At 76.2% G+C, this 24,571-nt stretch carries 19 protein-coding genes and 1 riboswitch; of the genes, 12 read left to right on the top strand and 7 right to left on the bottom strand.

The genetic code is table 11. The features are described from left to right. Positions 1 to 249: 249 nt before the first annotated feature. The gene (yaaA, locus tag ABT048_RS22710) at positions 250 to 1,035 is read left to right on the top strand and encodes a peroxide stress protein YaaA (RefSeq protein WP_350523274.1); all 786 of its coding nucleotides are present in this window, start codon (positions 250 to 252) and stop codon (positions 1,033 to 1,035) included. A gap of 70 nt (positions 1,036 to 1,105) precedes the next feature. Here yaaA and ABT048_RS22705 read toward each other — a convergent pair whose 3' ends face one another. Genes ABT048_RS22705 through ABT048_RS22695 form a run of 3 tightly spaced genes read right to left on the bottom strand, consistent with a single transcriptional unit; the run spans position 1,106 to position 3,847 of the window. Next, positions 1,106 to 2,239, bottom strand: coding sequence for a bifunctional RNase H/acid phosphatase (locus ABT048_RS22705; RefSeq protein ID WP_350523273.1), 1,134 nt, complete (start codon positions 2,237 to 2,239; stop codon positions 1,106 to 1,108). Positions 2,240 to 2,243: 4 nt separating this feature from the next. Continuing rightward, on the bottom strand, positions 2,244 to 2,987 hold the full coding sequence (locus ABT048_RS22700; RefSeq protein ID WP_350523272.1) for a zinc ribbon domain-containing protein: 744 nt from the start codon (positions 2,985 to 2,987) through the stop codon (positions 2,244 to 2,246). 23 nt (positions 2,988 to 3,010) lie between these two features. Further along, complete coding sequence (locus ABT048_RS22695) at positions 3,011 to 3,847, bottom strand: Nif3-like dinuclear metal center hexameric protein (protein ID WP_350523271.1); 837 nt, start codon at positions 3,845 to 3,847, stop codon at positions 3,011 to 3,013. Between the two features lie 567 nt (positions 3,848 to 4,414). Between ABT048_RS22695 and lanL the strand changes: the two genes are divergently transcribed. The 6 genes from lanL (at position 4,415) to ABT048_RS22665 (ending at position 14,317) form a co-directional block, all read left to right on the top strand. Continuing rightward, on the top strand, positions 4,415 to 7,549 hold the full coding sequence (gene lanL / locus ABT048_RS22690; RefSeq protein ID WP_350523270.1) for a class IV lanthionine synthetase LanL: 3,135 nt from the start codon (positions 4,415 to 4,417) through the stop codon (positions 7,547 to 7,549). Next, positions 7,546 to 9,540 carry an alpha/beta hydrolase family protein gene (locus tag ABT048_RS22685; RefSeq protein ID WP_350523269.1) on the top strand — a complete coding sequence of 665 codons (1,995 nt, stop codon included), beginning with the start codon at positions 7,546 to 7,548 and terminating at the stop codon, positions 9,538 to 9,540. Before lanL ends, ABT048_RS22685 begins: the two co-directional genes overlap by 4 nt. A gap of 157 nt (positions 9,541 to 9,697) precedes the next feature. Beyond that, a complete protein-coding gene (locus ABT048_RS22680; RefSeq protein WP_158835523.1) occupies positions 9,698 to 9,841 on the top strand; it encodes a VenA family class IV lanthipeptide in 144 nt (47 codons plus the stop codon). Positions 9,842 to 10,060: 219 nt separating this feature from the next. Further along, positions 10,061 to 11,719, top strand: coding sequence for an ATP-binding cassette domain-containing protein (locus ABT048_RS22675; RefSeq protein WP_350523268.1), 1,659 nt, complete (start codon positions 10,061 to 10,063; stop codon positions 11,717 to 11,719). 370 nt (positions 11,720 to 12,089) lie between these two features. Then, a complete protein-coding gene (locus tag ABT048_RS22670; protein WP_350523267.1) occupies positions 12,090 to 13,976 on the top strand; it encodes an ATP-binding cassette domain-containing protein in 1,887 nt (628 codons plus the stop codon). Between the two features lie 167 nt (positions 13,977 to 14,143). Beyond that, the gene (locus tag ABT048_RS22665) at positions 14,144 to 14,317 is read left to right on the top strand and encodes a hypothetical protein (RefSeq protein ID WP_350523266.1); all 174 of its coding nucleotides are present in this window, start codon (positions 14,144 to 14,146) and stop codon (positions 14,315 to 14,317) included. Positions 14,318 to 14,459: 142 nt separating this feature from the next. Here the strand turns inward: ABT048_RS22665 and ABT048_RS22660 are convergent, their stop codons facing one another. After that, positions 14,460 to 15,542 (bottom strand): alcohol dehydrogenase catalytic domain-containing protein, encoded by a 1,083-nt coding sequence (locus ABT048_RS22660; protein ID WP_350523265.1) that lies wholly within the window; start codon positions 15,540 to 15,542, stop codon positions 14,460 to 14,462. Positions 15,543 to 15,778: 236 nt separating this feature from the next. Between ABT048_RS22660 and ABT048_RS22655 the strand changes: the two genes are divergently transcribed. From ABT048_RS22655 to ABT048_RS22640, 4 genes are all read left to right on the top strand, one after another. Continuing rightward, the gene (locus ABT048_RS22655) at positions 15,779 to 16,432 is read left to right on the top strand and encodes a class I SAM-dependent methyltransferase (protein WP_350523264.1); all 654 of its coding nucleotides are present in this window, start codon (positions 15,779 to 15,781) and stop codon (positions 16,430 to 16,432) included. 181 nt (positions 16,433 to 16,613) lie between these two features. Beyond that, the gene (locus tag ABT048_RS22650) at positions 16,614 to 17,849 is read left to right on the top strand and encodes a hypothetical protein (protein ID WP_350523263.1); all 1,236 of its coding nucleotides are present in this window, start codon (positions 16,614 to 16,616) and stop codon (positions 17,847 to 17,849) included. Between the two features lie 7 nt (positions 17,850 to 17,856). Then, on the top strand, positions 17,857 to 18,888 hold the full coding sequence (locus ABT048_RS22645) for an N-acetylmuramoyl-L-alanine amidase (protein ID WP_350523262.1): 1,032 nt from the start codon (positions 17,857 to 17,859) through the stop codon (positions 18,886 to 18,888). Between the two features lie 216 nt (positions 18,889 to 19,104). Further along, positions 19,105 to 20,007, top strand: a complete 903-nt coding sequence (locus ABT048_RS22640; protein WP_350523261.1) for a hypothetical protein — start codon at positions 19,105 to 19,107, stop codon at positions 20,005 to 20,007. 182 nt (positions 20,008 to 20,189) lie between these two features. Here ABT048_RS22640 and ABT048_RS22635 read toward each other — a convergent pair whose 3' ends face one another. The 3 genes from ABT048_RS22635 to ABT048_RS22625 all read right to left on the bottom strand — a co-directional run bounded on the left by ABT048_RS22635 (position 20,190) and on the right by ABT048_RS22625 (position 23,431). Next, positions 20,190 to 21,251, bottom strand: a complete 1,062-nt coding sequence (locus ABT048_RS22635; RefSeq protein WP_350523260.1) for a prenyltransferase — start codon at positions 21,249 to 21,251, stop codon at positions 20,190 to 20,192. After that, on the bottom strand, positions 21,248 to 21,991 hold the full coding sequence (locus tag ABT048_RS22630) for a class I SAM-dependent methyltransferase (RefSeq protein ID WP_350523259.1): 744 nt from the start codon (positions 21,989 to 21,991) through the stop codon (positions 21,248 to 21,250). The genes ABT048_RS22635 and ABT048_RS22630 overlap by 4 nt, the downstream gene beginning before the upstream one ends. A 129-nt stretch (positions 21,992 to 22,120) precedes the next feature. Beyond that, positions 22,121 to 23,431: a glycosyltransferase family 4 protein gene (locus tag ABT048_RS22625; protein ID WP_350523258.1), complete on the bottom strand. Its 1,311-nt coding sequence runs from the start codon at positions 23,429 to 23,431 to the stop codon at positions 22,121 to 22,123. Positions 23,432 to 23,649: 218 nt separating this feature from the next. Here ABT048_RS22625 and ABT048_RS22620 point away from each other — a divergent pair, with 218 nt between their 5' ends. Then, complete coding sequence (locus tag ABT048_RS22620; protein ID WP_350523257.1) at positions 23,650 to 24,276, top strand: TetR family transcriptional regulator; 627 nt, start codon at positions 23,650 to 23,652, stop codon at positions 24,274 to 24,276. A 143-nt stretch (positions 24,277 to 24,419) separates the two neighbouring features. Next, a riboswitch (cobalamin riboswitch) is annotated at positions 24,420 to 24,499 on the top strand. Positions 24,500 to 24,571 lie beyond the last annotated feature (72 nt).

The raw sequence follows: 24,571 nt of genomic DNA, 5'->3' as shown, positions 1-24,571 counted from the left end.
CACCGCCCCGGGCCGCCGGCGCGGAGCGGTGCGAAGCGGGAGCAGCGCGGTGCGAAGCGGGAGAGGAGCGGTGCGAAGCGGGAGAGGAGCGGTGCGAAGCGGGAGCAGCGCGGTGCGGTTTGCGGCGGGCAGGGGTGCGGACGGCGGCCGGAGCGCCGTAACCTCCCGCCCCTCCGCGTGGCGTCGGGAGCCGGAGCGGTCGCAGTAGGGTGGCGGGGTCCGTCGCCACAAACTGTTGAGGAGTCCGCTGTGCTGGTGCTGTTGCCGCCCTCGGAGGGCAAGGCCGGGTCCGGGGACGGCGGGCCGGTGGCGCTGGACCGGCTGTCGCTGCCCGGACTGACGGCGGCGCGCGCGACGGTGCTGGACGCGCTGGTCGGCCTCTGCCGGGGTGACGAGGACACCGCCGCCGAGGTGCTGGGCCTGTCCCCCGGCCTGCGCGGCGAGATCGCCAAGAACGCCGGGCTGCCGACCGCCGGCGCCCGCCCGGCGGGCGAGGTCTACACCGGGGTGCTGTTCGACAACCTCGGCCTGGCCACCCTGGACCCCGCCGCGTACGACCGGGCCGAGCGTTCGCTGCTGGTCTTCTCCGGCCTCTGGGGCGCCGTGCGGATCTCCGACCGGATCCCGTCCTACCGCTGCTCGATGGGCGTGAAGCTCCCCGGCCCGGGGGCGCTCGGGGCGTACTGGCGGGGCGCGACGGCCGCCGTCCTCCCGGAGGTCGCGGACGGGCTGGTGCTGGACCTGCGCAGTTCCGCGTACGCGGCGGCCTGGAAGCCGGCCGGCGAGGTGGCCGCCCGGACCGCGACCGTCCGGGTGCTGCAGGAGCGCGGCGGCAAGCGCACCGTGGTCAGCCACTTCAACAAGGCCACCAAGGGCCGGCTCGTCCGGGACCTCCTGGTCGCCGGGGCCGAGCCGAAGACGCCCGGCGAGCTGATGGACGCGCTGCTGGACCTGGGCCACCGGGTGGAGCTCGCGGCCGAGGGCACCGCCCGCAAGCCGTGGCAGCTGGACGTGGTCGTCACCGAGGTGCACTGACGCCCCGGGGCGCGGGACCGCCCCGGGAGGCGGGACCGTCCCGGGAGGCGGGACCGCCCCGGGAGGCGGGTCAGCGCAGGTGCGAGGTGTCGTTGAGCAGCCGCAGCGAGGCGTTGCCGTCCGAGTAGTACTGGACGGCGCAGATCGAGGCGGCGCTCAGCTCCATCCGGTACATCGAGTCCGGCGGGGCGCCGAGTGCCAGCCGGACCAGCGTCTTGATCGGGCTGACGTGCGAGACCACCAGCACGGTCTTCCCCGCGTACCGGGCGATGATCTTGTCCCGGGCGACGCCGGCCCGGTGGGTGAGGGTGGTGAAGCTCTCGGCGCTGCCGGTCGGCTTGGCCTTGGCGGAGCCCAACCAGGCCGACAGGTCCTCCGGGTGGCGCTGCTGCACCTCGGCGAACGTCAGGCCCTCCCAGTCGCCGAAGTCGACCTCGCGCAGCCCGTCCTCGTACCGGACCTCCAGGCCCAGCCGGGCGGCGACGGTCTCGGCGGTCTGCCGGGTGCGGCGCATCGGGGAGGCCACCACCGCCTGGATGCTGCCGCGCGCGGCGAGGGCCTCGGCGGCCCGCTCGGCCTGCCAGCGGCCCTTGTCGGAGAGCTCCGGGTCACTGCCGCCGCTGCCCGAGAACCGCTTCTCCGGGGTGAGCGGGGTCTCGCCGTGGCGCAGCAGGACGAAGGTGGTCGGGGTGCCGAGGTCGGCGGGGGCGGCCCAGCCGGCCTTCGGGGCGGCGGTCTCCAGCGGCGGCTCGTCGGCGGCCGGGGCCTTCGGCCTGGGCTCCCACTGGCGCCCGGCCTTGCCCGCGTCCATCGCCTCGTTGGCCAGCCGGTCGGCGTCCTTGTTCCGCTCGCGCGGGATCCAGGTGTACGCGACGCGGCCGCGCGGGAAGACCGTCCGGGCCTCGGCGGCGAGCGGCTGCATGTCGGGGTGCTTGATCTTCCAGCGCCCGGACATCTGCTCGACGACGAGCTTGGAGTCCATCCGGACGTCCACCGAGGCGTCCGGGTCGAGCTCGCGGGCCGCCTTGAGGCCGGCGATCAGACCCCGGTACTCGGCCACGTTGTTGGTGGCGTGGCCGATGAACTCGGCGGCCTCCGCGACGATCTGCCCGGTGTCCCCGTCCCGGACCACCGCGCCGTAGCCGGCCGGCCCCGGGTTGCCCCGGGACCCGCCGTCCGCCTCGACGATGAAGCGCGCCGCCACCGGCTCAGACGCCCGAGTCCGCGGTGCGGACCAGGATCCGCGAGCAGTTCTCGCAGCGGACCACCTTGTCGGCCGGCTCGGCCTTGATGGCGTTCACCTCGGTGATCGAGAACTCGGTGCGGCAGCCCTCGCAGCGGCGCTGGTAGAGCCGGGCCGCGCCGACGCCGCCCTGGGTCTCGCGCAGCTTGGTGTAGACCTTCAGCAGGTCGGCCGGGATGACCGCGGCGACCGTCTCGCGGTCCCGCTTGACCTTGTCGGCCTCGCCGTCGATCTCGGCGAAGGCGGCGTCGCGGCGGCCCTCGGCCTCGTTGAGGACGACGGTGGAGTGCTCCAGGCGGGCGGACAGCTCCTCGACCCGGCTCTTGGCGCTCTCCTGGCGCTCCATGATCTCCAGCACGACGTCCTCCAGGTCGCCCTGGCGCTTGGCGAGCGAGCCGATCTCGTGCTGGAGGTTCTCCAGGTCCCTCGGCGAGGTGATCGCGCCGGAGTCCAGGCGCTGCTGGTTGCGGGCGGCACGGGCGCGGACCTGCTCGACGTCCTGCTCGGCCTTGGTCAGCTCGCGGGCGGTGTCGCCCTTCTGGGCCTCGGCGGCGACGACGAGGTCCTTGAGGGCGGTGTGGTCGGCGGTCGCCTTGTCGATCTCGGCGTGCTCGGGCAGCGTCCGGCGCCGGTGGGCCAGCTGGTCGAGCTTCGAGTCGATGGCCTGGAGGTCGAGCAGGCGGATCTGGTCGGCGGGCGCGGCGTTCAAGCGGGGAGCTCCTGTGAATCGGGTCAGGCGGTGAAGGACATGGGGGCGTGCGCGGTCCACGGGTCGGTGACCCGGTGGGAGACCTTGGTCTCCACGGTCCAGCCGTGCTTGTCGGCGGCGGACTGCAGGGCGCGCTCGGCCAGGCCGAGCCAGGGCCACTCGGTGGCCCAGTGGGCGGCGTCGACCAGCGCGACGGGCGCCGCCTCGGCGGCCTCGGAGGCCGGGTGGTGGCGCAGGTCGGCGGTCACGTAGGCGTCGACGCCGGCCGCCCGCACCTCGGCGAGGAAGCCGTCGCCCGAGCCGCCGCACACCGCGACCCGGCTGATCAGCCGGTTCGGGTCGCCCGCGACGCGGACGCCGGCGGCGGTGGCGGGCAGGCCCTCGGCGACCCGCGCGGCGAACGCGGACAGCGGCAGCGGCGGCTCCAGCAGGCCGATCCGGCCGGAGCCCCGGCGGCCCAGCGGGTCGGTCGGGTCCGGCACCAGCGGACCGGTCACCCGCAGGCCCACCGCCTCGGCGAGCGCGTCCGAGACGCCGGGGTCCGCGTGGTCGGCGTTGGTGTGCGCGACGTGCAGGGCGATGCCGTTGGTGATCAGCGTGTGCACCACCCGGCCCTTGAAGGTGGTGGCGGCGACGCTGGTGGTGCCGCGCAGGTAGAGGGGGTGGTGGGTGACCACGAGGTCGGCGCCCCACTCCACGGCCTCGTCGACGACCGCCTGGACGGGGTCGACGGCGAACAGCACGCGGTTGACCTCGGCCTGAGGGTCTCCGCAGACCAGGCCGACGGCGTCCCAGGACTCCGCCCACTGCGGCGGGTAGACCTCTTCGAGCGCGGTGATGACGTCGGACAGTTTCGGCACCTGTCGAGACTACCGTGCGCGCGGGGGCGATCGGGCCTCGGCCGTTCGGGTGCCGGGGCGGCGACAGGGCGGTCGCGGGGTGCCCCGGCGGCGGACGCGGGTGTCGGTGCAGGCGTCGGTGCAGGTGCCGGCGGGGCTCGGCCGGGCGCGGTGGGGAGGCCGCGCGGGTGTCGGCGTCGGATCGGCGCGGTGTTCGAACGGCTTGTGGAGGGCTTCGGACGCGGGTGCCGTCGGCGCACGGATGCGCGTCAACCTGCGACGGGGGGCGCCCGGACAGCCCCGCGCGGGCCGTGCGCACCCGCACGCCCGGCGCTCGCTGCACACACCAGGGCTCTCGTACGAATTCGAAACCGCCCCTGGATCACCCTTACGAGTGAAGTGACCGGCTGTGCGTTGAGCCGCCGGTTTTCTCGAAACTAACTTCAGTCCTGCGAACGGGAGTTGCCCCAGTCGCCCCGGCGGGCCTGCGGGGCGGGCACCCCGCCGGCGCGGGCCCCCTGGCCCCGCCGAGGCGTCGTCCTCACCGCCCCTGGAGGGGCAGCAACCGACGAAGGGATGTGGTGGCGAATGAGCGCGGGCACATCGCTGCGTGCTGCTGGGGGCCGGGGACCGGCGCGCCGCGAACCGGATGCAGGCGGTTCGTGGCCCGAGACGACGCGGGCGGCGCTGGCCGGCGCCGGAGGCCGGGGAGGCGACGGCGACTGGGACGTCACCGTCGGCGGCTTCTGGTGCACGGCCAGGCCGTCCGCGTCCTCTCCCCTGCCCGAGCAGGGGTGGAAGCTCCATGTCAGCGCGGCGTCGATGGCCGGCGAGGAGGTGCTCACGGCGGTCGTCCGGATACTCGCCGCGGACCCGTGCAGCTTCAAGTTCGCCGCCGCGCAGGAGCGGCTGAGCGAACTCAACTCCCGCAACAGCGACCGCGGTTCGGCGGGCAAGTTCATCACCGTCTACCCGGCGGACGACGCGCAGTTCCAGCGGCTGGCGGCCGAGCTCGACCGGGCCACCGCCGGGCTGCCGGGGCCGGTGGTGCTCTCCGACCGGCCGTACCGGCCCGGGAGCCGGGTGCACTACCGGTACGGCGCGTTCGCGCTGCCGGCGGAGCTCGGCAACGACGGGGAGTACCGGTCGGTGCTGCGCGGGCCCGGTGGGGAGCGGGCCGAGGACGTGCGCGGCGGGTCGTACCGGGCGCCGGGCTGGGTACGGGACCCACTGCGCAGCGAGGCGGCGACGCGGTCCGAAGCGGCGGCGCAGTCCCAAGCGGCGGCGCAGTCCGAAGCGGCGGCGCACTCCGAAGCTTCGGCGCGGTCAGAAGCGACTCCGCGGCCCGAGCCGGCGCCGCGCTCCGAAGCCGCCGGGCGCGGGAAGCGGAGGGGCGGCGTGCTGCTGGCCGGGCGGTACGCGGTGACCGCCGCCGTGCGGCACGGCGCCAAGGGCGGGGTGTTCCTCGGGCGGGAGGCGTCCAGCGGCGCCGAGGTCGTGGTCAAGCAGGCCCGGGCGCACATCGAGGTCGACCGCGCGGGCACCGACGCCCGCGACGCGCTGCGGCACGAGGCCGCGCTGCTCGACCGCCTGACCGGGCAGGGCCTGGCGCCGCGCGCCGTCGAGCTGATCGAACAGGACGACTCCGTCTTCCTGGTGCAGGAACGAATCGCCGGAGAGCCGCTGAGCAGCTGGGTCGCCGCCCGGCTGCGCCGCGACGGCAGCCCCGACGTCGACTGGGCCGAGGCCGGACCGGTCGCGCACGCCCTCCTCGACCTGGTCGAGCGGGTGCACGCCCAGGGCCTGGTGCTGCGCGACCTCTCCCCCGGCAACGTCATGGTCCGCCCGGACGGCACCCTGCGCCTGGTCGACCTCGAACTCGCCGCCGAGGCCGGCCGGACCGCCGGATCGGCCGGCACCCCCGGCTACCGCGCCCCCGAGCACGGACCCGGCCGCCTGGCCCCCGCCGGCAGGTGCGTCGCCGACCCGGCCGTCGACCTGTACGCCCTCGGCGGTCTGCTCTTCCTCCTGGCCACCGGCCACGACCCCCTCCTGCCGGAGGACCTCCCGCAGGCCCGCCCGGTCACCGAACGCCTCGGCCGCTGGCTCGTCCTCGCCGCGCGGACGGGAACCACCGCGCGCCGCCTGGCACCGGCCGTCCTCGGGCTGCGGGCCGACGATCCGGAGCAGCGGTGGGCGATCGCCCGGGTGCGGGAGGCACTGCGCGAGGGCGCGGCGCCGCGAGACTCCGACGCCGGCCGCGCCGCCCGGCCCGCCCTGGTCACGCCCCTGTGGCACGCGCCCGCCCGACCGGGCACCGGCCCGGCACGCGGCGACGCCGCCCGCCGCGACCACCTCCTGGGCGACGGTCCGCCGGGTGACCGCCTCGTGGGTGACCGCCTCCTCGGCGACGGCCTGCGGCACATCGCCGCGACCGCCACCCCGGAGCGACGGGACCGACTCTGGCCGGTGGTGCCCGCCGGCGAGCGGACCGATCCGTGCAACGTCCAGCACGGCGCCGCCGGGGTGCTGGCCGTCCTGGCACGGGCGGTCGCGGCCGACGGGCTGCCGGAGGCCGTCCGCACGGACGCCGCACGGACGGCCCGGACCGCGGCCGACTGGATCGAACGGCGCGTCGCCGCCGAGCCGGTGGTGCTGCCCGGGCTGCACTTCGGGCGCTCCGGGACGGCCTGGGCGCTGCTGGACGCCGCCCGGGTGCTGGGCGATGCCGCACTCGCCGACCGCGCCGCCGGGCTCGCCCACCGGATCGCGGTCGAATGGCCCAACCCCGACGTCTGCCACGGTGCGGCCGGCGCCGGATTCACCCGACTGCGCTTCGCCGCGGACGACTTCGGCGCTGCCGCCGTCGATGCGCCCGGCACCCACGCCCCCGACCCGGACACCGCCGGCTTCCTCGACCGGGCCGCCCGCGGCGCCCACGCACTGCTCGCCGCCGCCCGCCGCGAACCGCACGGGACGGTCTGGCCGGTACCGGCGGACTTCGACTCGGCGCTCGCCGGGATCACCCACCTCGGCTTCGCCCACGGCGTGGCGGGCGTGGGCGCCTTCCTCCTGGCCACCGCCGGGGCCACCGGCGACGGCGCCCTGCTCGCCGGCGCCGCCGAGGCCGGGCGCACGCTCGCCGCCACCGCCCGCTGGGGAGCGGGCCCGGACGGCGAGGACGGGCGGAGCGGCGGACGGGCTGCTGCCGACCGCGGGACCGCCTGGTGGCCGCAGAGCGCCGGCGACCCGGCGCACATCCGGCTCGCCCACTGGTGCAGCGGCTCCTCCGGCGCGGGCAGCTTCCTGCTGCGGCTCTGGCGCGCCACCGGCGACACCGAGGCGCTCGACCTGGCCCGCGCCGCCGGCCGCGCCGTACTCGCCGCCCGCTGGCACGGCGGGGCGAGCGCCTGCCACGGGCTGGCCGGCGACGGCGAGTACCTGCTGGACCTCGCCGAGGCCACCGGAGATCCCGAGTTCCGCACCGGTGCCGAGCAGGTGGCCACCCTCCTGGCCACCCGGGCAGCCCTGCGCGACGGCCTCCTGGTCCTCCCGGACGAGACCGGCACCGGCTGCGCCCCCGCCTACGGAACCGGCACGGCAGGCCCGTTGGCCTTCCTGCTGCGACTGCGGCACGGCGGCCCCCGGCTCTGGCTGGACCCGGCCCCGCCGGGACTCCCGCCCGGACTCCCGCCCGGTGGAAGCGGGGTGAGCGGAGCATGAACGTGGCCACCCGGACCGTGACCCAGGCGCTGCGCCGGCTGAGCTACGCCTTCGCCGCCGACGGCAGCCACGCCGCCTGCCTGGCCGCGTCCGCCGACAGCGGTTGGTACGTGGAGAGCTGGCGGCTGCCACAGGACGGCACCCCAGCCGCGCCGCTACCGCTGCCGCTGTCCGGCAACCGCTCGGAGAGCCTGCGCTCCCAGCTGGTCGCCCTGCCGGACGGCTCGGTGCTGGTCTGCCGGCACGACGGCGACCGACACGACCTGGTCCGCCTCCACTACGGCGAAACCACCACCGTGGAACAGCCGTTGGCCTCCCTCCGGATGGCCGGACTGCGCCTGCTGCCACTCCCCGTGCCACCCGAGGGCCTCGGCCCCCGGACCCCGGTGGCGGTCGCCCTCGGCACCGACACCCGCCCGGCGACCACCGCCTGGCTGGTGCGCGCGGACGGCAGCGCGCCCGAACCGGTGGCCCAGATCCCGGGGTTGCACGGCGGCGGCACCTGGCTGGACCGCACCGGTGCGCTGCTCGCCCTGGACCGGGTGAACGCGGGCCTGGTCCGCAGCGTGGTCCTCGACCTGCGCAGCGGCACCACCACCCCGCTGCTGGAGATCGGCGAGCGCAGCAACGACCGCCTGGTGCTGTTCGACCCGGACAGCCGGTTCGCGATGGTGCGCAGCGACGCCCCAGGCACCGACCGGCTCGGCTGGGGCGTCCTCGGCGGCGGCGAGCCGCTGCGGTTCCCCGAGTGCCTGCACGTCGCCGGCATGGTCCTGCGGCCGGTCGCCCTTCACCAGGCAGCGGACGGCCCCCGGGTCGCAGTGCAGATCGACCACGGCGCCGGGTCCGCGCTCGCCCTGTGGCGGCCGGCCACGGGGCGACTGGACCCGGTGCCGGTGCCGCCCGGGCGGCTCGGCGCGGTCGGGCACTGGGACGCGGCGGGGTTGCGGCTGCCGTACTCCTCGCCCGACCACCCGACGGCTCTGGCCACCCTGGACGTGGACGCGCTGCTGGCGCACGGCCCGGTGCCGAACGGCACCGGCCCGATGCCGCTGCCGCTGCAACTCGCGCCGCTGGCCTCGGGATTGCCCGGTCCGTGGCGGGACACCGTACTGCCCTGGCAGCCCGGCGAGGTGCGCCCCGTCCGGACCCCGCCGCCCGGCTGGCGACTGGACGGCAGCACCCCGCCCGGCGAGGGCGGCCGCTGGCAGCCCGCGCAGAGCCTCGAACTGGCGGGCCCGGCCGGCCCGTTGGAGGCCGTGGTGTACGGCGGCGACGCCTGGCTGAGCAGCCCGCACCTGGTGCTGGCGCTGCACGGCGGCCCGGCCGACGCCTGGCGGCTGGAGTTCGACCCGGCGCTGCAGCGGATGGCCGCCGAGGGCCTGGCGGTGGTCGCCCCCAACCAGCGCGGCTCCACGGGCTACGGCGTGGCGCACGCGCTGGCCATCCGGGGCGCCTGGGGCGGGCCCGACCTGGACGACGTGCTGTACCTGCTGGACGGCATCGCCGGCCAGCGGGCGGCACTCGGCCTGGAGCCGCCCGCCCTGTTCGGGGTCAGCTACGGCGCGTTCCTGGCGCTGCTGGCGGCCGCGCACGCACCGGCGGACCAGGTCGCCCGCTGCGCGGTGGTCGCCCCGTTCCTGTCCGGCGCCCGACTGCTGGCCGAAGCGGCGCCCCCCGTACGGGCGTTGACCACCCGGCTGGGCGGCGGCGAACCGATCGCCGACGCCCGCGGCCCGCGCGACGTGCTGCAGCTCGCACACCGGCTGAGCGCACCGCTGCTGGTGGTGCACGGCAACCGGGACGAGGTCGTCCCGGTCAGCCAATCCCGTTCGCTGCGGCACGAGTTGCTGCGGATCGGCCGGATCGAGGGCGAGGACTTCCGGTACGTCGAGGCGGCCGGCTCCGGGCACGAGGTGCTCGCCGAGGAGGGCGCCGCCGTGCTGCACGAGCTGCTGGCCGCGTTCCTGCGGACCGGCCGGCCGGGCTGAGCCGCCCCGCACCTCGCACCCCCGCACCCCACAGACTCCCGGGCCCGTCGAGGCCCGGGGCACACCCCCGGCACGGTGGATGGAGGCCGTCCGGGGGCGATACCCGACGCCCGCGTGCAGATCGCGGCGGGCGTGACCTCAAGGGGAGGAAACGAACATGGAGAACACGGTGGACTTCGAGACCGACCTCGCGGCTCTGCAGGACCTGCCGGAGACCGAGTCCGTCGAGCTGACCGGCCACGGCAACGGCTGCCAGTACACCTGTCTCATCCTGACCTGTCTGCTGTTCACGGTCAGCTGACCCGGCGGCTCGGCCGACCCTGATCGGGCGGTAGTCACCGGGTGCCGCTCCTGCCTGTCCGGACAGGCGGGGGCGGCACCCGCCCTCTTCCGGCCGGCCTCGCGCCTGCCTCCGGCGGGCTTGCCGCCGTTCCGACACGCCGTTCCGACATGCCGTCTCCGCCGCTCCGTTTCCGACACGCCGTCTCCGACTCTCCGACTCTCCGACGGGAGCCCCCGGTTGCCCCGCCGCCCCACCGGTTGGACCCTCGCCCTCGGCCTCGCCCTGCCGACCGGGGCCGCCGGCACGCTCGCGCTCCCCGCCGTACTCGCCGGCGCCGTCGACGCCGCCCTCGGCCGCCGCTCCGTACCCGGTGCCCTCCTGCTGCTCGCCCTCGTCCTGGGCACGGCCGCCGCCGCCGACGCGACCGCCGCGGCGGCCGGACCGGCCTGCTCCGCCGAGGTCACCGCCGCCCTGCGCGGCCGCCTCGTCCGCCACCTACTCGCCCTCGGCCCCGGCGGCCGGCTGCACGGCGGACCACCGCCCGGCGACCTCGCCGCCCGCCTGCTGGGCTCGGCCGGCGCCGCGGGCGGACGCCTGCCCGCCGTCCTCGGCGCCGCCACCGCGCTGCTCACCTCGGTCGGCGCGATCGTCGGACTCGGGGTGCTGTCACCGTGGCTGGCGCTCGCCTTCTTCGCGGGCGTGGTGCCCGGCGTGGTGCTGATCCGGCTCTTCCTGCGGCAGGCCGGGCCGGCGTTCGCCCGCTACCAGGAGGCCCAGGCCGTCCTCGCCGCCCGACTGAGCGACGCCCTCGGCGGGTTGCGCAGCATCCACGCCGCCGGAGCCCAACAGCGCGAGGCCACACGGGTGTTGGCGCCGCTTCCGGAGCTCTCGGCGGCCGGGCACGCGCTCTGGGCGGCCCAGCGACGCACCGCCTGGCAGGCGACCCTGCTGATCGCCCTGGTCGAGGTCTCGGTGCTCACCACCGCCGGCACCCTGCTCGCCGACGGCGCCCTCGCCCCCGGCGCGCTCGCCGCGGCGGCCGGCTGGGCGGCACTCGGCGCGGGACTGTTCGAGCAGGTCGAGGCGCTGGTCGGGGTCGCCCACGCGCGCGCCGGGCAGGCCCGGGTCGACGAGTTGCTGGCACTCGCGGCCGCCCCCTGCGGTGCGGGCGCGCTCCCGGCGGGCGGCCCCGGGCAGGTCGAACTGCGGGGCGTGGTGGTGCGCGACGGCGACCGGGTGCTGCTCGGGCCGCTCGACCTCACCGTCCCCGGCGGCCGCACGGTTGCCCTGGTCGGGCGCTCCGGCTCCGGCAAGTCGCTGCTGGCCGCGCTCCCCGGACGACTGCGCGACCCCGACGAGGGCACCGTCCTGATCGACGGCGTCCCGGTCGGCACCCTCGCGCCGACCGAACTGCGGCACGCGGTCGGCTACGCCTTCGCCCGGCCCGCGCTGGTCGGCCGCACCGTGCGCGACGCGCTGGCCGGCGCCGGCCCGACCGAGGCGGGGGCCGCCCGGGCGGACGGCTTCCTGCGGCGACTGCCGTCCGGCTGGGACACCCCGCTCGACGAACTCCGGCTCTCCGGAGGCGAGTTGCAGCGCCTCGGGCTCGCCCGGCTGCTGGCCCGGCCCGCCCGGGTGATCGTCCTGGACGACGCGACCTCGGGCCTCGACCTCGCCACCGAGTACGAGGTCACCGAAGCCCTCGACCGCGCCACCCGCGGCCGCACCCGGCTGGTGGTCGCCCATCGGGCCGCCGTCGCCGCCCGTGCCGACCTCGTCGCCTGGCTCGACGCCGGCCGCCTCCGCGCCCTGGCCCCGCACACCACCCTGCTCACCCACCCCGACTACCGCGCCACCCTCGCCGACACCGCCCTGCGGGCCGCTGCCGCCGGGTGACGGCCCGCGTGGGAAGTCGGCGGGGCCGACTTCCCACGTCGGATCGCCGTTCCCGCTCCGCGTTCGCGCCCGCCGGACCGTCCCTCTCACAGAAAGCCGGTTCAGCCGACCAGCCATGCAGCCCACCTCGCTCCCCTCCACAGGAAGTCGGCGACATCGACTTTCCACGCCGCGGGGCCCCGCCACCGCGCCGCACCGGCACCGCCGTGCGCACCGCCGTCCGTCCGGACGCACGGACAGCCCGGCGCCGAAGGCGCCCGCCCGCGCCCGCGCCGGAAGTCGGCGGGGCCGACGTTCCACGCCCGACGCCCCGCCCGGTTGGGGGCTGCTGTTCCGGCAACTGGCGGCCACCCGCGGGCCGCTGGTGCGGATGCTCGCGTGGTCCGGGGTGGAGGCCCTGCCGCCGCTGGTGTCCGGACTGTTCGTCTCGGCCGCCGTCGACCAGGGGTTCCTGGCCGGACGCCCCGGCGTCGGGCTCGCCTGGTCGGGCGGGTTCGGCGCCGCCATGGCCGTCCGGGCGTTCGCGACGCGGGCCGGGTTCCCGCACCTCGCCGCCGTGGTGGAGCCGCTGCGGGACGCCCTGGTCGAGCGGGTGGTCCGCCGGGCGCTCGCGCGCCCGACCGCGGATCCGGCCGACATCGCCCGGCTCACCGAACAGGTCGAATCCGCGCGGCAGTTGACCGCCACCCTGCTCCGCACCCTGCGCGGCGTCGGGGTCACCCTGGTCGCCGCACTGATCGGCCTGACGCTGCTCGCGCCCGCCGTACTGCCGCTGGTCCTGCTGCCGCTGGCCGTCTCCGGACTGCTCTTCGTCCGGCTGCTGCGCCCGATGGTGGCGCGGAGGCGGGCGGTGGTGCTGGCCGAGGAACGGCTCGCCGCCGAGGCCGGACGCGCGCTGCACGGGCTGCGCGACGTCCAGGCCACCGGCACCGGCAACGAGGTCGCCCGGGCACTGCTCGGAGCGGCCGACGCGAGCGCCGCCGCCTCCCGGGCACTCGGCCGGGCATCGGCACTGCGCGCGCTCGTCGTGGCGGTCGGCGGGCGGCTGCCGGTCCTCGCCGTCCTCGCGGCGGCCCCCTGGCTGCTCGCGCACCGGGCCCTCACCCCGGGCGAACTGCTCGGCGTCGCCACCTACGTGGTCCAGCAACTCGACCCGGCCGTCCGGACCCTCGCCGGTACGGTCGGCGGCTGGCTGCTCGACCTGGCCGTGGTCCTCGACCGCCTGGCCACGACGACGACCGCCGACCGGCCCCACGACGCCGCCCGCGCCACCGCGCAGCCCCTTTCGCCCAACCCCCGGGATGACACCGACGTCCGGTACACCGGCGTCCGGTGCACCGCCGCCACCTCCGACCGGGCCCCGAGCGGCGCGGCACCCGCAGCGCACCGCCGCACGGCAGCCGCGGACGCAGCCGGGCCGAGCCGGCCAGCCGCGGCCCGGACTCCCGAACCACCACCGGACAGGCCCGCGCCCGAGCATGACGCCACCACCCCGGGGCGTCCCCACCGGCCCGGGCCCGCGGGCAGTGCCCCCGACATCCGGCTGGCCGGCGTCCGCTTCGGGCACGGCGAGGGCGCGGTGCCGGTGCTGGACGGGATCGACGTCGCCGTCCGGGCCGGCGAGCACGTGGCGGTGGTCGGGCCCAGCGGGGCGGGCAAGTCGACGCTGGCGGCGCTGCTGGCCGGGGTGGCGGTGCCGACGGCCGGGTGGGTGGCGGTCGGCGGGGTGCGGCCGGAGCCGGGCGGGCCGGTGGCGCTGGTCCCGCAGGAGGCGTACGTGTTCCCGGGCTCGGTGCGGGAGAACCTGGCCTGGCTCGCTCCGGACGTCACCGACGACCGGCTGGCCGCGGCCGTGGCGCTGCTGGGCGCGGAGGGGCTGGTGGCGCGCCTCGGCGGGCCGGGCGCCGCGCTACTCGATCCGAGTGAACTCTCCGCAGGTGAACGCCAGTTGCTGGCGCTGGTGCGGGCGTACCTGTCGCCCGCCCCGGTCGTCGTGCTGGACGAGGCGACCTGCCACCTGGACCCGGTCGCGGAGGAGCGGGTCGAGCGGGCCTTCGCCGCCCGCCCGGGGACGCTGGTGGTCGTCGCACACCGCATCAGTTCCGCGTTGCGGGCGGACCGGGTGCTGCTGCTGGACGGCGGGCGCGGCCTGCTGGCCCGGCACGGCGATCTGCAGGTGCTGTCCCGGCTCTACCGCGAGCTGGTCGGTCACTGGCTCGGTTCGGCGCCCCGGACCAGCCCGGGGCTCGCGTCATGATCTCGATAGGATCTCGTCCGTTCCGGCCGTTATGGTGGCCGGGGCACGGGCCGCGATCACCGGCTACGGGCGCGTACCGAGCGCCCGATCGGGGCCCCGACCGTGCGCCAGCGGCGCCGGCCGGGCGCCGATGACCTGCACCCTCCGCACGGAAAAGACGATTTCTCATGTCCGACACCCTCACCGACACCACCGGACCCGCGGCCAACGGGACCGACGCCGACGAGAAGACGGCCGAGGACACCGCCGCGCACGGCCGCCACCGCGGCCGTTCCGCCGCAGACGACACCCCGGAGTCCGACCCGCACGGCCGCCACCGCGCGGCGGCGGCACAGGGCTGATCAACCCGCACCACGCGACAGGGCCCGCCGAGGGGAGCAGCGCTCCCCCTGGCGGGCCCTCGTCCGTGCGGGCGCCGAGGCGCCGGACCCTCAGCGCGTCAGGACGCGCCAGGACGCATCAGGACATCGGAACGCGGGGACGTCAGTCCATCGTCACGACGGTCCGCAGGGCCTCGCCGCTGCGCATCTGCGCGATCGCGTCGTTGACGTCCGCCAGGCCGACCCGGTGGGTGATCATGCCGTCGAGGTCGATCCGCCCGGCCCGCCAGAGGTCCACGACCAGCGCGATGGTGCGCCCGACGGTCGCGCCGCCGTACAGCGAGGGCAGCAGGCGCTTCTCGTTGAAGAACAGCTCGCCCATGGTGAACTGCGCCAGGTCGTCCTGGGCGCCCGCGCCGATGACGACCACCGCGCCGCCGCGCCGGGCGGCGTCGTAGCCGGCCCGGACGGTGGCCGCGCGGCCGACCGCTTCGAAGACGTAGTCGAAGCCGCCGCCGGGCAGCTTCTTCGCCACCGCCTTCAGGTCCTCGGGGGCGATCGCCTCGGTCGCGCCGAAGGCGAGGGCGCGCTCACGGCGGGAGGCGACCGGGTCGACGACGGTGATCCGGCCGGCGCCGCAGACCCGGGCGCCCTGCACGGTGGCGACGCCGACGCCGCCCGCCCCGATGACCGCGACGGACGCCCCGGGCTCGACCTCGGCGGTGTTCACCGCCGCGCCAATGCCCGTGGTCACCCCGCAGCCGATCAGCGCGGCGGCCTCGTACGGGAGGTCGGCGGGCACCTTGACGAGGGCGTTGGCGGAGACCACGACCTCGTCGGCGAAGGCGCCCGTGCCGTAGAAGCCGGAGGCGATGACGCCGCCCTCCTCGATGCGGAAGCCCGGGGCGCCGAGCCGGCGCAGGCTGGCGACGCAGAGGTGGCCGCGGTCCCGCACGCAGTGGTCGCAGCTGCCGCAGGGGGCCATCCAGCAGAGCACCACGCGGTCGCCGACGCGCAGCCCGGTCACGCCCTCGCCGACCTCGACGACGTCACCCGCGCCCTCGTGCCCGGGGACGAACGGCGCGGGCTGCGGCAGGACCCCGCTCATCGCGGAGAGGTCGGAGTGGCAGAGGCTGGCGGCGCGCATCCGGACCCGGACACTGCCTCTTCTGAAGCCGACCGCGGTCACGTCCTCGCGGACGTCGAGGGTGTCCTGGCCGGTCTTGTGCAGGACGGCTGCGCGCATGGTGCTGCTCCCTGTATGCATCGGATGACACGGAGTGGATCCTCGGACGGGGCGATTGTGGCATGACCTCCGCAACATCAGGAGGACGGGTTCCACAACAACGGTGCGGCAGAACTGTGGAAATTCGCAGGCGGCCCGGACCGGCCCCGGAGCGGACGGCCCGCCGACGCCGCCGGCGCTACCGTCGAGTAAGGTCCCAGCACGCCCGTCCCCTGATCCGACCCGAGGAGCACCGCATGTCCGACCTGCTGCAGAGCGCCCGCCCGGCGCCCGAGGTGCTGGCGGCGTTCGAGGCGGCCACCGGGTTCATGCCGGTGGACGAGGGGCTCGCGCTGTACGCGGCGGCGGTGGCCGCGGCCCGCGACACCGGCCTGCCCGTGCTGGAGATCGGCACCTACTGCGGACGCTCGGCGATCCTGCTGGCGGCCGCGGCCCGCGAGACCGGGACGCTCGCACTGACCGTGGACCACCACCGCGGCTCGGAGGAGCAGCAGCCCGGCTGGGAGTACCACGACCCGACCCTGGTCGACCCGGAGGTCGGCCTGATGGACACCCTGCCCCGGTTCCGCCGCACCCTGCACGCCGCCGGGCTGGAGGAGCACGTGGTGGCGCTGGTCGGCCGCTCGCCGCGGATCGCGGCGCTCTGGGGGCGCCCGCTGGGCCTGGTGTTCATCGACGGCGGGCACACCGACGAGCACGCGACCGGCGACTACGAGGGCTGGGTGCCGCACCTGGCGCCGGAGGGCCTGCTGGTGGTGCACGACGTCTTCCCGGACCCCGCGGACGGCGGCCAGGCCCCGTACCGGGTGTACCTGCGGGCGCTCGCCGAGGGCTTCGAGGAGGTCTCGGTGACCGGCTCGCTGCGCGTCCTGCGCCGCTACGCCCACTGACCCCGCGGGCCCTCCCCCGCCGCCCCGCAGGGCCCCCGCCGCCGCAGATCCCCCGAGCCGCCCCACGGCCCCGCGCCGATGCTCTAACGTCGTGCCGGGGCTGTCGGGCGGGGGTTCGAACGGTACGGTGGCCGCGCAGCACCAGGCAGAGCATCGGCGGACGGTGGGGGCCAGCAGCGACATGACGGACCAGCAGAACACCGCTCCGGCGGTCTGGGACCCGACCGCGCGCGGCGGCGCCGGCGGCTGGGTGCGCGGCCCGCAGCTCCCGGCCGGTGCCGAACCCGCTCCCGGAGCCCCGCAGGCCCCCGTCGGCCCGCAGTCCCCGGCCGCCCCGCAGGCCCCCGTCGACCCGCGCCTCGACCGGGTCGTCCCGCCCGCCGGGCCCGGCTCGGACGAGGACCACGGCCCGCCGCTGGGCGCCCGCCCGTACCTGGCGACCGCGCCCGGCTTCGACCCGCCGACCGCCCCGATCCCCCGCGCCGCCGCCCCGCAGCCGCCCGCCGCTCCCCCGGCTGCCTCGCCCTTCCCCGCCCACGCGACCGCGCAGCACCAGCCGCCGCCGGGCTACGGCTACCCCGGACCCCCGGCCGCCCCGCCGCAGCCCCCGTACGGCGCCCAGCCCGGCCACCCGGCCGGCCCTCCGCCCGACTATCCGACCGCCTACTCGTACGAGGACGAGCAGGGGGACCGCCCGACCAACCGCAAGGCCCCGCTGCTGATCGGCTTCGCGCTGCTCCTGGTGCTGGCGATCGGCGGCGGCCTGCTGTTCGCCGCCAGGGACGACGACAAGACCGGCCAGGCGTCGCCGGCCCCGGCCTCCGCCCCCGCGACCGGCGGCGGCACTCCGCAGCCCGTCCCCGCGCCCGCCGGCACGGACGCCGCGCCGAGCGGCGGCGCGAGCGCCCCGGCCTCGCCCACCGCCGCGCCGTCCCCGACCGCGACCGGCGCCGGGCCCAACGCCCAGTCCCAGGCGCAGGCGCTGGACGGCGTGCTCAGCGAGGGCGAGAACGCGAAGGCCCCGATCGGCAGCGCCGTCGCCAAGGTGAGCAGCTGCCCGTCGAAGGCCGACATCGCGAGCGCCGCCCAGACCTTCGACAACGGCGCCGCCCAGCGCACCGCGCTGCTGGCCAAGCTCGCCAACCTGAGCCTCACGGACGTGCCGGGCGGGGCGGACGCGCTGAACTCGCTGAAGTCGGCGTGGCAGTTGTCCGCCGAGATCGACAAGGCGTACGCGGCCTGGGCGCGCACCGTCGCCGCCCAGGGCTGCTCCGGCCGGGCCCCGACGACCCAGGACAAGAAGCACGCGGACGAGCTCAACCCGCAGGCCACGCAGGCGAAGTCGGATTTCATGAACAAGTGGAACCCGATCGCGAAGAGCTACGGCCTGACCCCGCTCACCCAGGACAGGATCTGACCCACCCGTGACCGGCACAGCCCCCCGACCGCCCCGCCGTTCCACCCTGCTGCGCGTCACCACGGTGGTGGCCGCGGCCGTTCCGCTCTGCACGGCGGGGTGGTTCGGCTGGCAGGCCCTCGACCACTCCGGCCCCGCGGGCGCCACGTCCGCCGCCTCCGCTCCCGCCGCCCCGGACACGGCGCAGGCCGCAGGCGCGCCGTCGGACGCCGCCGACGGCACGGCGCCGCTCACCCCGCCCGTCGCACCGGCGCCGACCTCCGGTGCCCCGGCGGCCGAGGCGCCCACCGCGGCCCCGAGCCAGCTGCCGACCCCGGCCGCACCGGCCCCGACCGCACCGGCGCAGAGCGCCGCCGCTACGGCCGGCGGCCTCGCCGGGAGGACCGTCCTCCTCGACCCCGGTCACAACCCCGGCAACGGCGCGCACTCCGCCGAGATCAACCGTCAGGTGGACATCGGCAACGCCCGCAAGGAGTGCGACACCACCGGGACCGAGACCAACGCCGGTTACACCGAGGCCGAGTACACCCTGGACGTCTCCCGCCGGGCCCGCGCCCTCCTGGCCGCCCGGGGCGCCACGGTGGTGCTGGTGCAGGACGGCGACCGCCCCTGGGGCCCGTGCATCGACGAGCGCGCCCGGGCCGGCGCCGACGCGCACGCCGACGTCGCGGTCTCGGTGCACGGGGACGGCGGCCCGGCGAGCGGCAGCGGGTTCCACGTGATCATGCCCGCGAAGGTGGTGGCCGGGAAGGCGGACAACTCCGCGATCGTCGAACCCTCGCACCGGCTCGGCCTGCTGCTGCGCGACCACTTCCACGCCGCGACCGGCGAGCCGTACGCGGACTACATCGCGAACCAGGGCCTGGACACCCGGTCCGACCTGGGCGGGCTCAACCTGTCCGGTGTCCCCAAGGTGTTCATCGAGTGCGGTAACATGCGCAACTCGACGGACGCGAAGCGGATGACGGACCCTCAGTGGCGCCAGCAGGCGGCCCAGGGGATCGCCGACGCGCTCACCGCGTTCCTGACGACTCAATAGAAGATCCGAAGGCCCAGTGGCGGAAGTTGAGCCGCGCAGCGCGGTGGACGGGGTTCCGTTCGGCCCGCGCGGTTTGCAACGACTTCGCCCCATTCCCGGTCCCGCCGTGCGCCGACAGGACGGTTGGGCCTAGGCTTCTGGTCCGTTCGGGAGTTTCGGCCGGTCAGCCCGACCGCACGAAGCACCGTCCACGACACGTCAACGAGGGGAACGTTAGTGAATCTGCGCGCTCTCACCAGGGGAGACGCCGCCGTCGCGGGCGCGGCCGTCCTGCTCTTCATCGCCTCCTTCCTGCCCTACTGGACCCTGGACTGCAGCGGCCGGTACTGCCCGCCCGACGCCTCGCAGAACGCGTGGAGCACCCAGCTGTTCCCCATCCTGCCCTCGATCTACCTGCTGGGCATCGCTGCCGCGGGGCTGATCCTGGCGCAGCGGTTCCAGGGTCAGAACGCAGCCAACCGCCAGGTGCTCGGTCTGCGCCTGGACCAGTGGGGCATCGCCTTCTCCGTCGCCGCGCTGTGGACCTCGATCTGGGCGCTGGGCGGCGGCGTGTCGGGCAACGGCGTCAGCCACGGCTTCGGCGCCTGGCTCGGCTTCATCTCGCTGATCGTGCTCGCCGGTGCGGCCGCGGCCGGCCCGCTGGTGCCCGCGCTGAAGGCCCCGCTGACCTCCGACCGCCCGGCCGTCCCCTACCAGGGCGGCTACCCGGTCCCCGGTCAGCCCGGCCACCCGGGTGCGCCCGGCCAGCCCGGCCAGCAGTACGGCTACCCGGCCCAGGGCCACGACCCGGCGTTCGGCACCCAGGGCGGCTACGGCTTCCCGGCCGCCGGCCAGCCGCAGCCCGGCCAGCCGCAGGACGCCGGCGTCCCGGCCCCGCAGCCGTCCCCGGTCGCGCAGCAGGCCGCCCCGGCTGCTGCGGACTTCCAGCCGTACTGGTTCGCCGTCCCGGCCCCGCGCCAGCTGGCCCCGAAGGACAACCCGGCCGGCGCCCCGATCGGCGAGGTCGTGCCCGGCACCTGGTACCTGGCCGTCGAGCAGCGCGGCACCGCGCTGGTCGCGCAGCTGGCGGACGGCACCCAGGGCGTGCTGACCGACACCACGGGCATCCAGCGCGGCTGACGTCCCGGACACACGGCGAAGGGGCGGGACCGGTTCTCCGGTCCCGCCCCTTCCTCGTATCCGCGCTTCCTCGTATCCGCGCTTCCTCGTATCCGCGCTTCCTCGTACCCGCGCTTCCCGGTTCCCGCGCCCGGGCCGCACCCGTTCCGGACGGGCGGGCGCCCATCCGGACGGGCGGGCGCTCAGCAGCAGTCCTGGACCACCAGCCCGGCGGGCAGCTGGTCCCCGCCGAAGACCGCGACCGTCGCCGGGTCCCCGCCGAGGGCGGCGACCGCGAGCAGCAGCGCTCCGGCCGTCCAGGTGGTGCGCTCCTCGGGCCAGATCGCGTCGTCCTCGAACACGTACCCGGTCCAGTACGAGCCGTCCTCGTGCCGCAGGTGCTTCTGGATCCAGCGCAGGATGTCCACCGCGCGGTCGGACTGTCCGATCGCCCAGAGCGCCAGGGCCAGCTCGGCGCTCTCGCCGCCGGTCACCCACGGGCGGTCGCTGACGCAGCGCACGCCGAGGCCGGGGACGACGAAGCGCTCCCAGTCCCGCTCGATCCGGGCCACCGCCGCGTCGCCGCGCAGGCCGGTGCCGAGCACCGGGTAGTACCAGTCCATCGAGTAGCGGTCCTTGTCCAGGAACCGCTCGGGGTGGTGGGCGATGGCGTGCCGCAGCCGGCCGGCCGCGAGCTCCCAGTCGGGCTGCGGCTCCTCCAGGTAGTCGGCGACGGCCAGGCCGCAGCGCAGCGCGTGCAGGATGCTGGACGAGCCGGTGAGCAGCGCCTCCTCGGTGGCGGCGCCGTCCTCGGCGACCCGCCAGGCGATCGGGCCGCCGGGCAGCCGCAGCGAGACGATGAAGTCCAGGGCGCGCCGGACGACGGGCCAGATCCACTCCAGGAAGGCGTCGTCGCCGGTGCTGAGGTGGTGGTGCCAGACCCCGACCGCCACGTAGGCGCAGAAGTTGCTCTCCTTGGCCCGGTCGGTGACGACGCCGTCGGTGTAGGCGGCGTACCAGGAGCCGTCCGGGTTCTGGTTGGCCGCGAGCCAGCGGTAGGCGGCCTCGGCGGCGGCGTGCTCGCCGGCGGTGTCGAGGGCCATCGCGGCCTCGGTGTGGTCCCAGGGGTCCAGGTGGTGGCCGGCGAACCAGGGTATGGCGCCGTCGGGGCGCTGCTCGGCGAGGATGCTCCGCACGGTGTCGGCGGCCTGCTCGGCGTCGAGCACGCCGTCGAGGAGCAGCACCTCGGGGACCGCGGCGGTCACGCCGCGCCGCCCGGGGCGCGGTTCGGCTTGGAGGCGTACGCGACGAAGCTCTTGCCGATGACCGGGTTGAGCGCCCGCTCGGCGGCCTTGGTGAGGGTGCTGATCACCGGGGTGCCGACGATGTCCCAGACCAGCAGCTGGTGGTAGGCCTTGACCGGTAGCGCCTTGTCGTTGTTCACGCCGACCGCGCACTTGATCCACCAGTACGGCGAGTGCAGCGCGTGCGCGTGGTGGGTGCCGTACGGTTCCAGGCCGGCGTCCTTGAGCTTGTCGAGCAGCTCGTCGCCCCGGTAGATCCGGATGTGGCCGCCCTCGACCTCGTGGTACTCGTCGGACAGCGCCCAGCAGATCTTCTCGGGCAGCCAGCGCGGCACGGTGACGGCGAGCAGGCCGCCCGGCTTGAGGACGCGGAACATCTCGTTGAGCACGCCCTTGTCGTCGGGGATGTGCTCCATCACCTCGGAGATGATGATCTTGTCGAAGTACTCGTCCTCGAACGGCAGGGCCAGCGCGTTGCCCTCCATCGCGACCGCCGACGCGCCCTCGGGGGCCTCACCGGCCTGCTCCATCGCCGCGAACCACTTCTTGACCTCGGCGATCTCCTCGGTGTTCTGGTCGAGGGCGATCACGTTGGCGCCGCGGCGGTAGCACTCGAACGCGTGCCGGCCCCCGCCGCAGCCCAGGTCGAGCACCCGGTCGCCGGGGGCGAGCGGGAAGCGCGAGAAATCGACGGTCAGCACTGCAGGACTCCCATTCCTATTGCTACCAAGCGTCCTTGACGCTTCGTCACGCTTCGTCGGGCGGCGCGCGCCCCGGGGCGGCGCTCCGCGTCGGCACACCCGGCCGGGCTGCTGACCCGACCCCGGCGGCTAGGCCACGTACCGCCAGCCCGGCCCGGAACGGGCCCGGGCGCCGACGCCGGTGGCGATCGCCGCGCGGTAGGCCTCGGCGGTCAGCTCGGCGGCCCGCTCCCAGGTGAACCGGGCCAGCACCCGCTCCCGGCCCGCCGCGCCGAGCGCGGCGCGCAGCTGCGGGTCGTCCAGCAGCCGGCCGAGCGCCGCGGCCAGCGCGTCCGCCTCGCCCGGCGGCACGGCCAGGCAGGTCTCCCCGTCCGGTCCGGCGACCTCGGGGATCGCCCCGCCGGTGGTGGCGACCAGCGGGGTGCCGGTGGCCATCGCCTCGGCGGCCGGCAGCGAGAAGCCCTCGTACAGCGACGGGACGCAGGCCACCTCGGCCGAGCGGTACAGGTCGACCAGTTCCTGGTCGGTCAGGCCGCTGCGGAACTCGATGTGCCCGGCCAGCCCGAAGCGGCGCACCGCCTCGGCCACCGGCCCGTCCTCCTTCTGCGGCTTGCCGACCACCACCAGGTGGGCGTCCCGCTCGGTACGGACCTTGGCCAGCGCCTCGACCAGGAAGACCAGGCCCTTCAGCGGGACGTCGGCGCTGGAGGTGGTGACGATCCGTCCGGGCACCCGCTCGACCGCGTCCGAGGGCGACCAGAGCCGGGTGTCGGCGCCGATCGGCACCACCGAGATCGCGCCGGGCGCGGCGCCCAGGTGCTCGGCGATCTCGCGCTGCGAGGTGCCGGAGACGGTGATCACGTGGTCCAGGCGGGCGGCGACCCGACGCTGCATCCGGGTGAAGGCGTACCAGCGGCGCAGCGAGAGGCGCTTGAGCCGGGTGGTGGCCGCGTCCAGCTCCAACTGCCGGTCCACGGTGATCGGGTGGTGGATCGTGGTGACCAGCGGGAAGCCGTGCCGGGCCAGGCCCAGCAGGCCGTAGCCGAGGGTCTGGTTGTCGTGCACCACGTCGTAGCGGCCCTTGTGGGCGGCCAGGTGGCGGCGGGCGCGCAGCGAGAAGGTCAGCGGCTCGGGGAAGCCGCCGGTGCGCATGGTGGCGAACTCCAGCGCGTCCACCGGGCCGCGGAACTCGCCGCGGGCCGGGGTGCGGAAGGGGTCGTCGGCCCGGTAGAGGTCCAGGCTGGGCAGCTCGACCAGGCGCACCGAACCGGGGCCCTCGACCTCGTCCAGCACCGGGTAGGGCTGGGCGCCGATCACGTCCACGTGGTGGCCGAGCCTGGCCAGCTCACGGGAGAGGTGCCGTACGTACACGCCCTGACCGCCGCAGAAGGGGTCCCCGCGGTACGACAGCAGGGCAATCCGCAGCGGCTGCGCGGTCATCCTGGGCCCTCATCTCTAGCTGCTATCTGTGCTGCCGGTCGCTAAAGTAGATCAGGTTTCAGTGGATGTGGAACTCGTCATCGACCACGTGAACAATGAGAGACCTCGAAGATACCGGCCCGTAGCTTTTCCTCAGGTGTCAGGGCTGGTGATTCCCGCCACGCCGACCCTGCCGACCATGTGAGCACACCGCCACTCTCGCCTGCCCGGGAGCACCTTTGCCGCCGTCGACCGAGCCCCTGACCCCGACCCCCGTCACGCCCCGGCCCGGCGAGCCGCCGCTGACCACGCGGCAGGCCGAGCGCCGGCGTCGGATCCTGCGGGCCGCCACCGCGCTGGCCGCCCGGGGCGGGTACGAGGCGGTGCAGATGCGGGAGGTCGCGGAGAGCGCCCAGGTCGCGCTCGGCACGCTGTACCGGTACTTCCCGTCCAAGGTCCACCTGCTGGTCGCGGTGATGCTGGAACAGCTGCAGGGCCTGCACGAACACATCCGGCGCCACCCGCCGACCGACGCGGAACCGGCCCTGCGGGTCGCCGACACCCTCACCCGGGCCTTCCACGCGCTGCAGCGCGAGCCGCTGCTGGCCGAGGCGATGGTCCGGGCGCTGTCCTTCGCGGACCGCTCGGTCGGCGCCGAGGTGGACCAGGTCAGCGTGGCCACCGGGCAGCTCATCCTGGACGCGATCGGCCAGTCCGGCCCGCCCAGCGAGAGCCAGCGCGCCGCGGTGCGGGTGATCGAGCACACCTGGCACTCGGCGCTCGTCGCCTGGCTCTCCGGGCGCGCCTCGATCGCCGAGGTCCGGGCCGACCTGCGCACGGCGGCGCGGCTGCTCACCCTGCCGTGACCGCGGCGGGGCACCGCGGACCGTCGCCCCGGCGACGCCGGAGAGCCCTCCCACTGGAACCTGTTCCTGCTGCGGCGCGGTGGTCCGCCCGCTCCGGCGGTTAGAGTCGACGGGCACCACAACTCCATCCCGCTCCTCCCCCGGGGGAAGCCGGTGGGAATCCGGCACTGACCCCGCAACCGTGAGCCCGGCCCTTCTGGTTGCCGGACGAGTCGGAGCACCCGGGGCGGGGCGAGCGGCCGGTCCGGACGCACGCGCCCGGAACCGTCGAGGACTACGGAACGGCCCGCCCGGG

Source organism: Kitasatospora sp. NPDC096140, assembly GCF_040303045.1.
GTDB lineage: Bacteria > Actinomycetota > Actinomycetes > Streptomycetales > Streptomycetaceae > Kitasatospora.
This window is presented reverse-complemented; position numbering and strand designations above follow the sequence as displayed.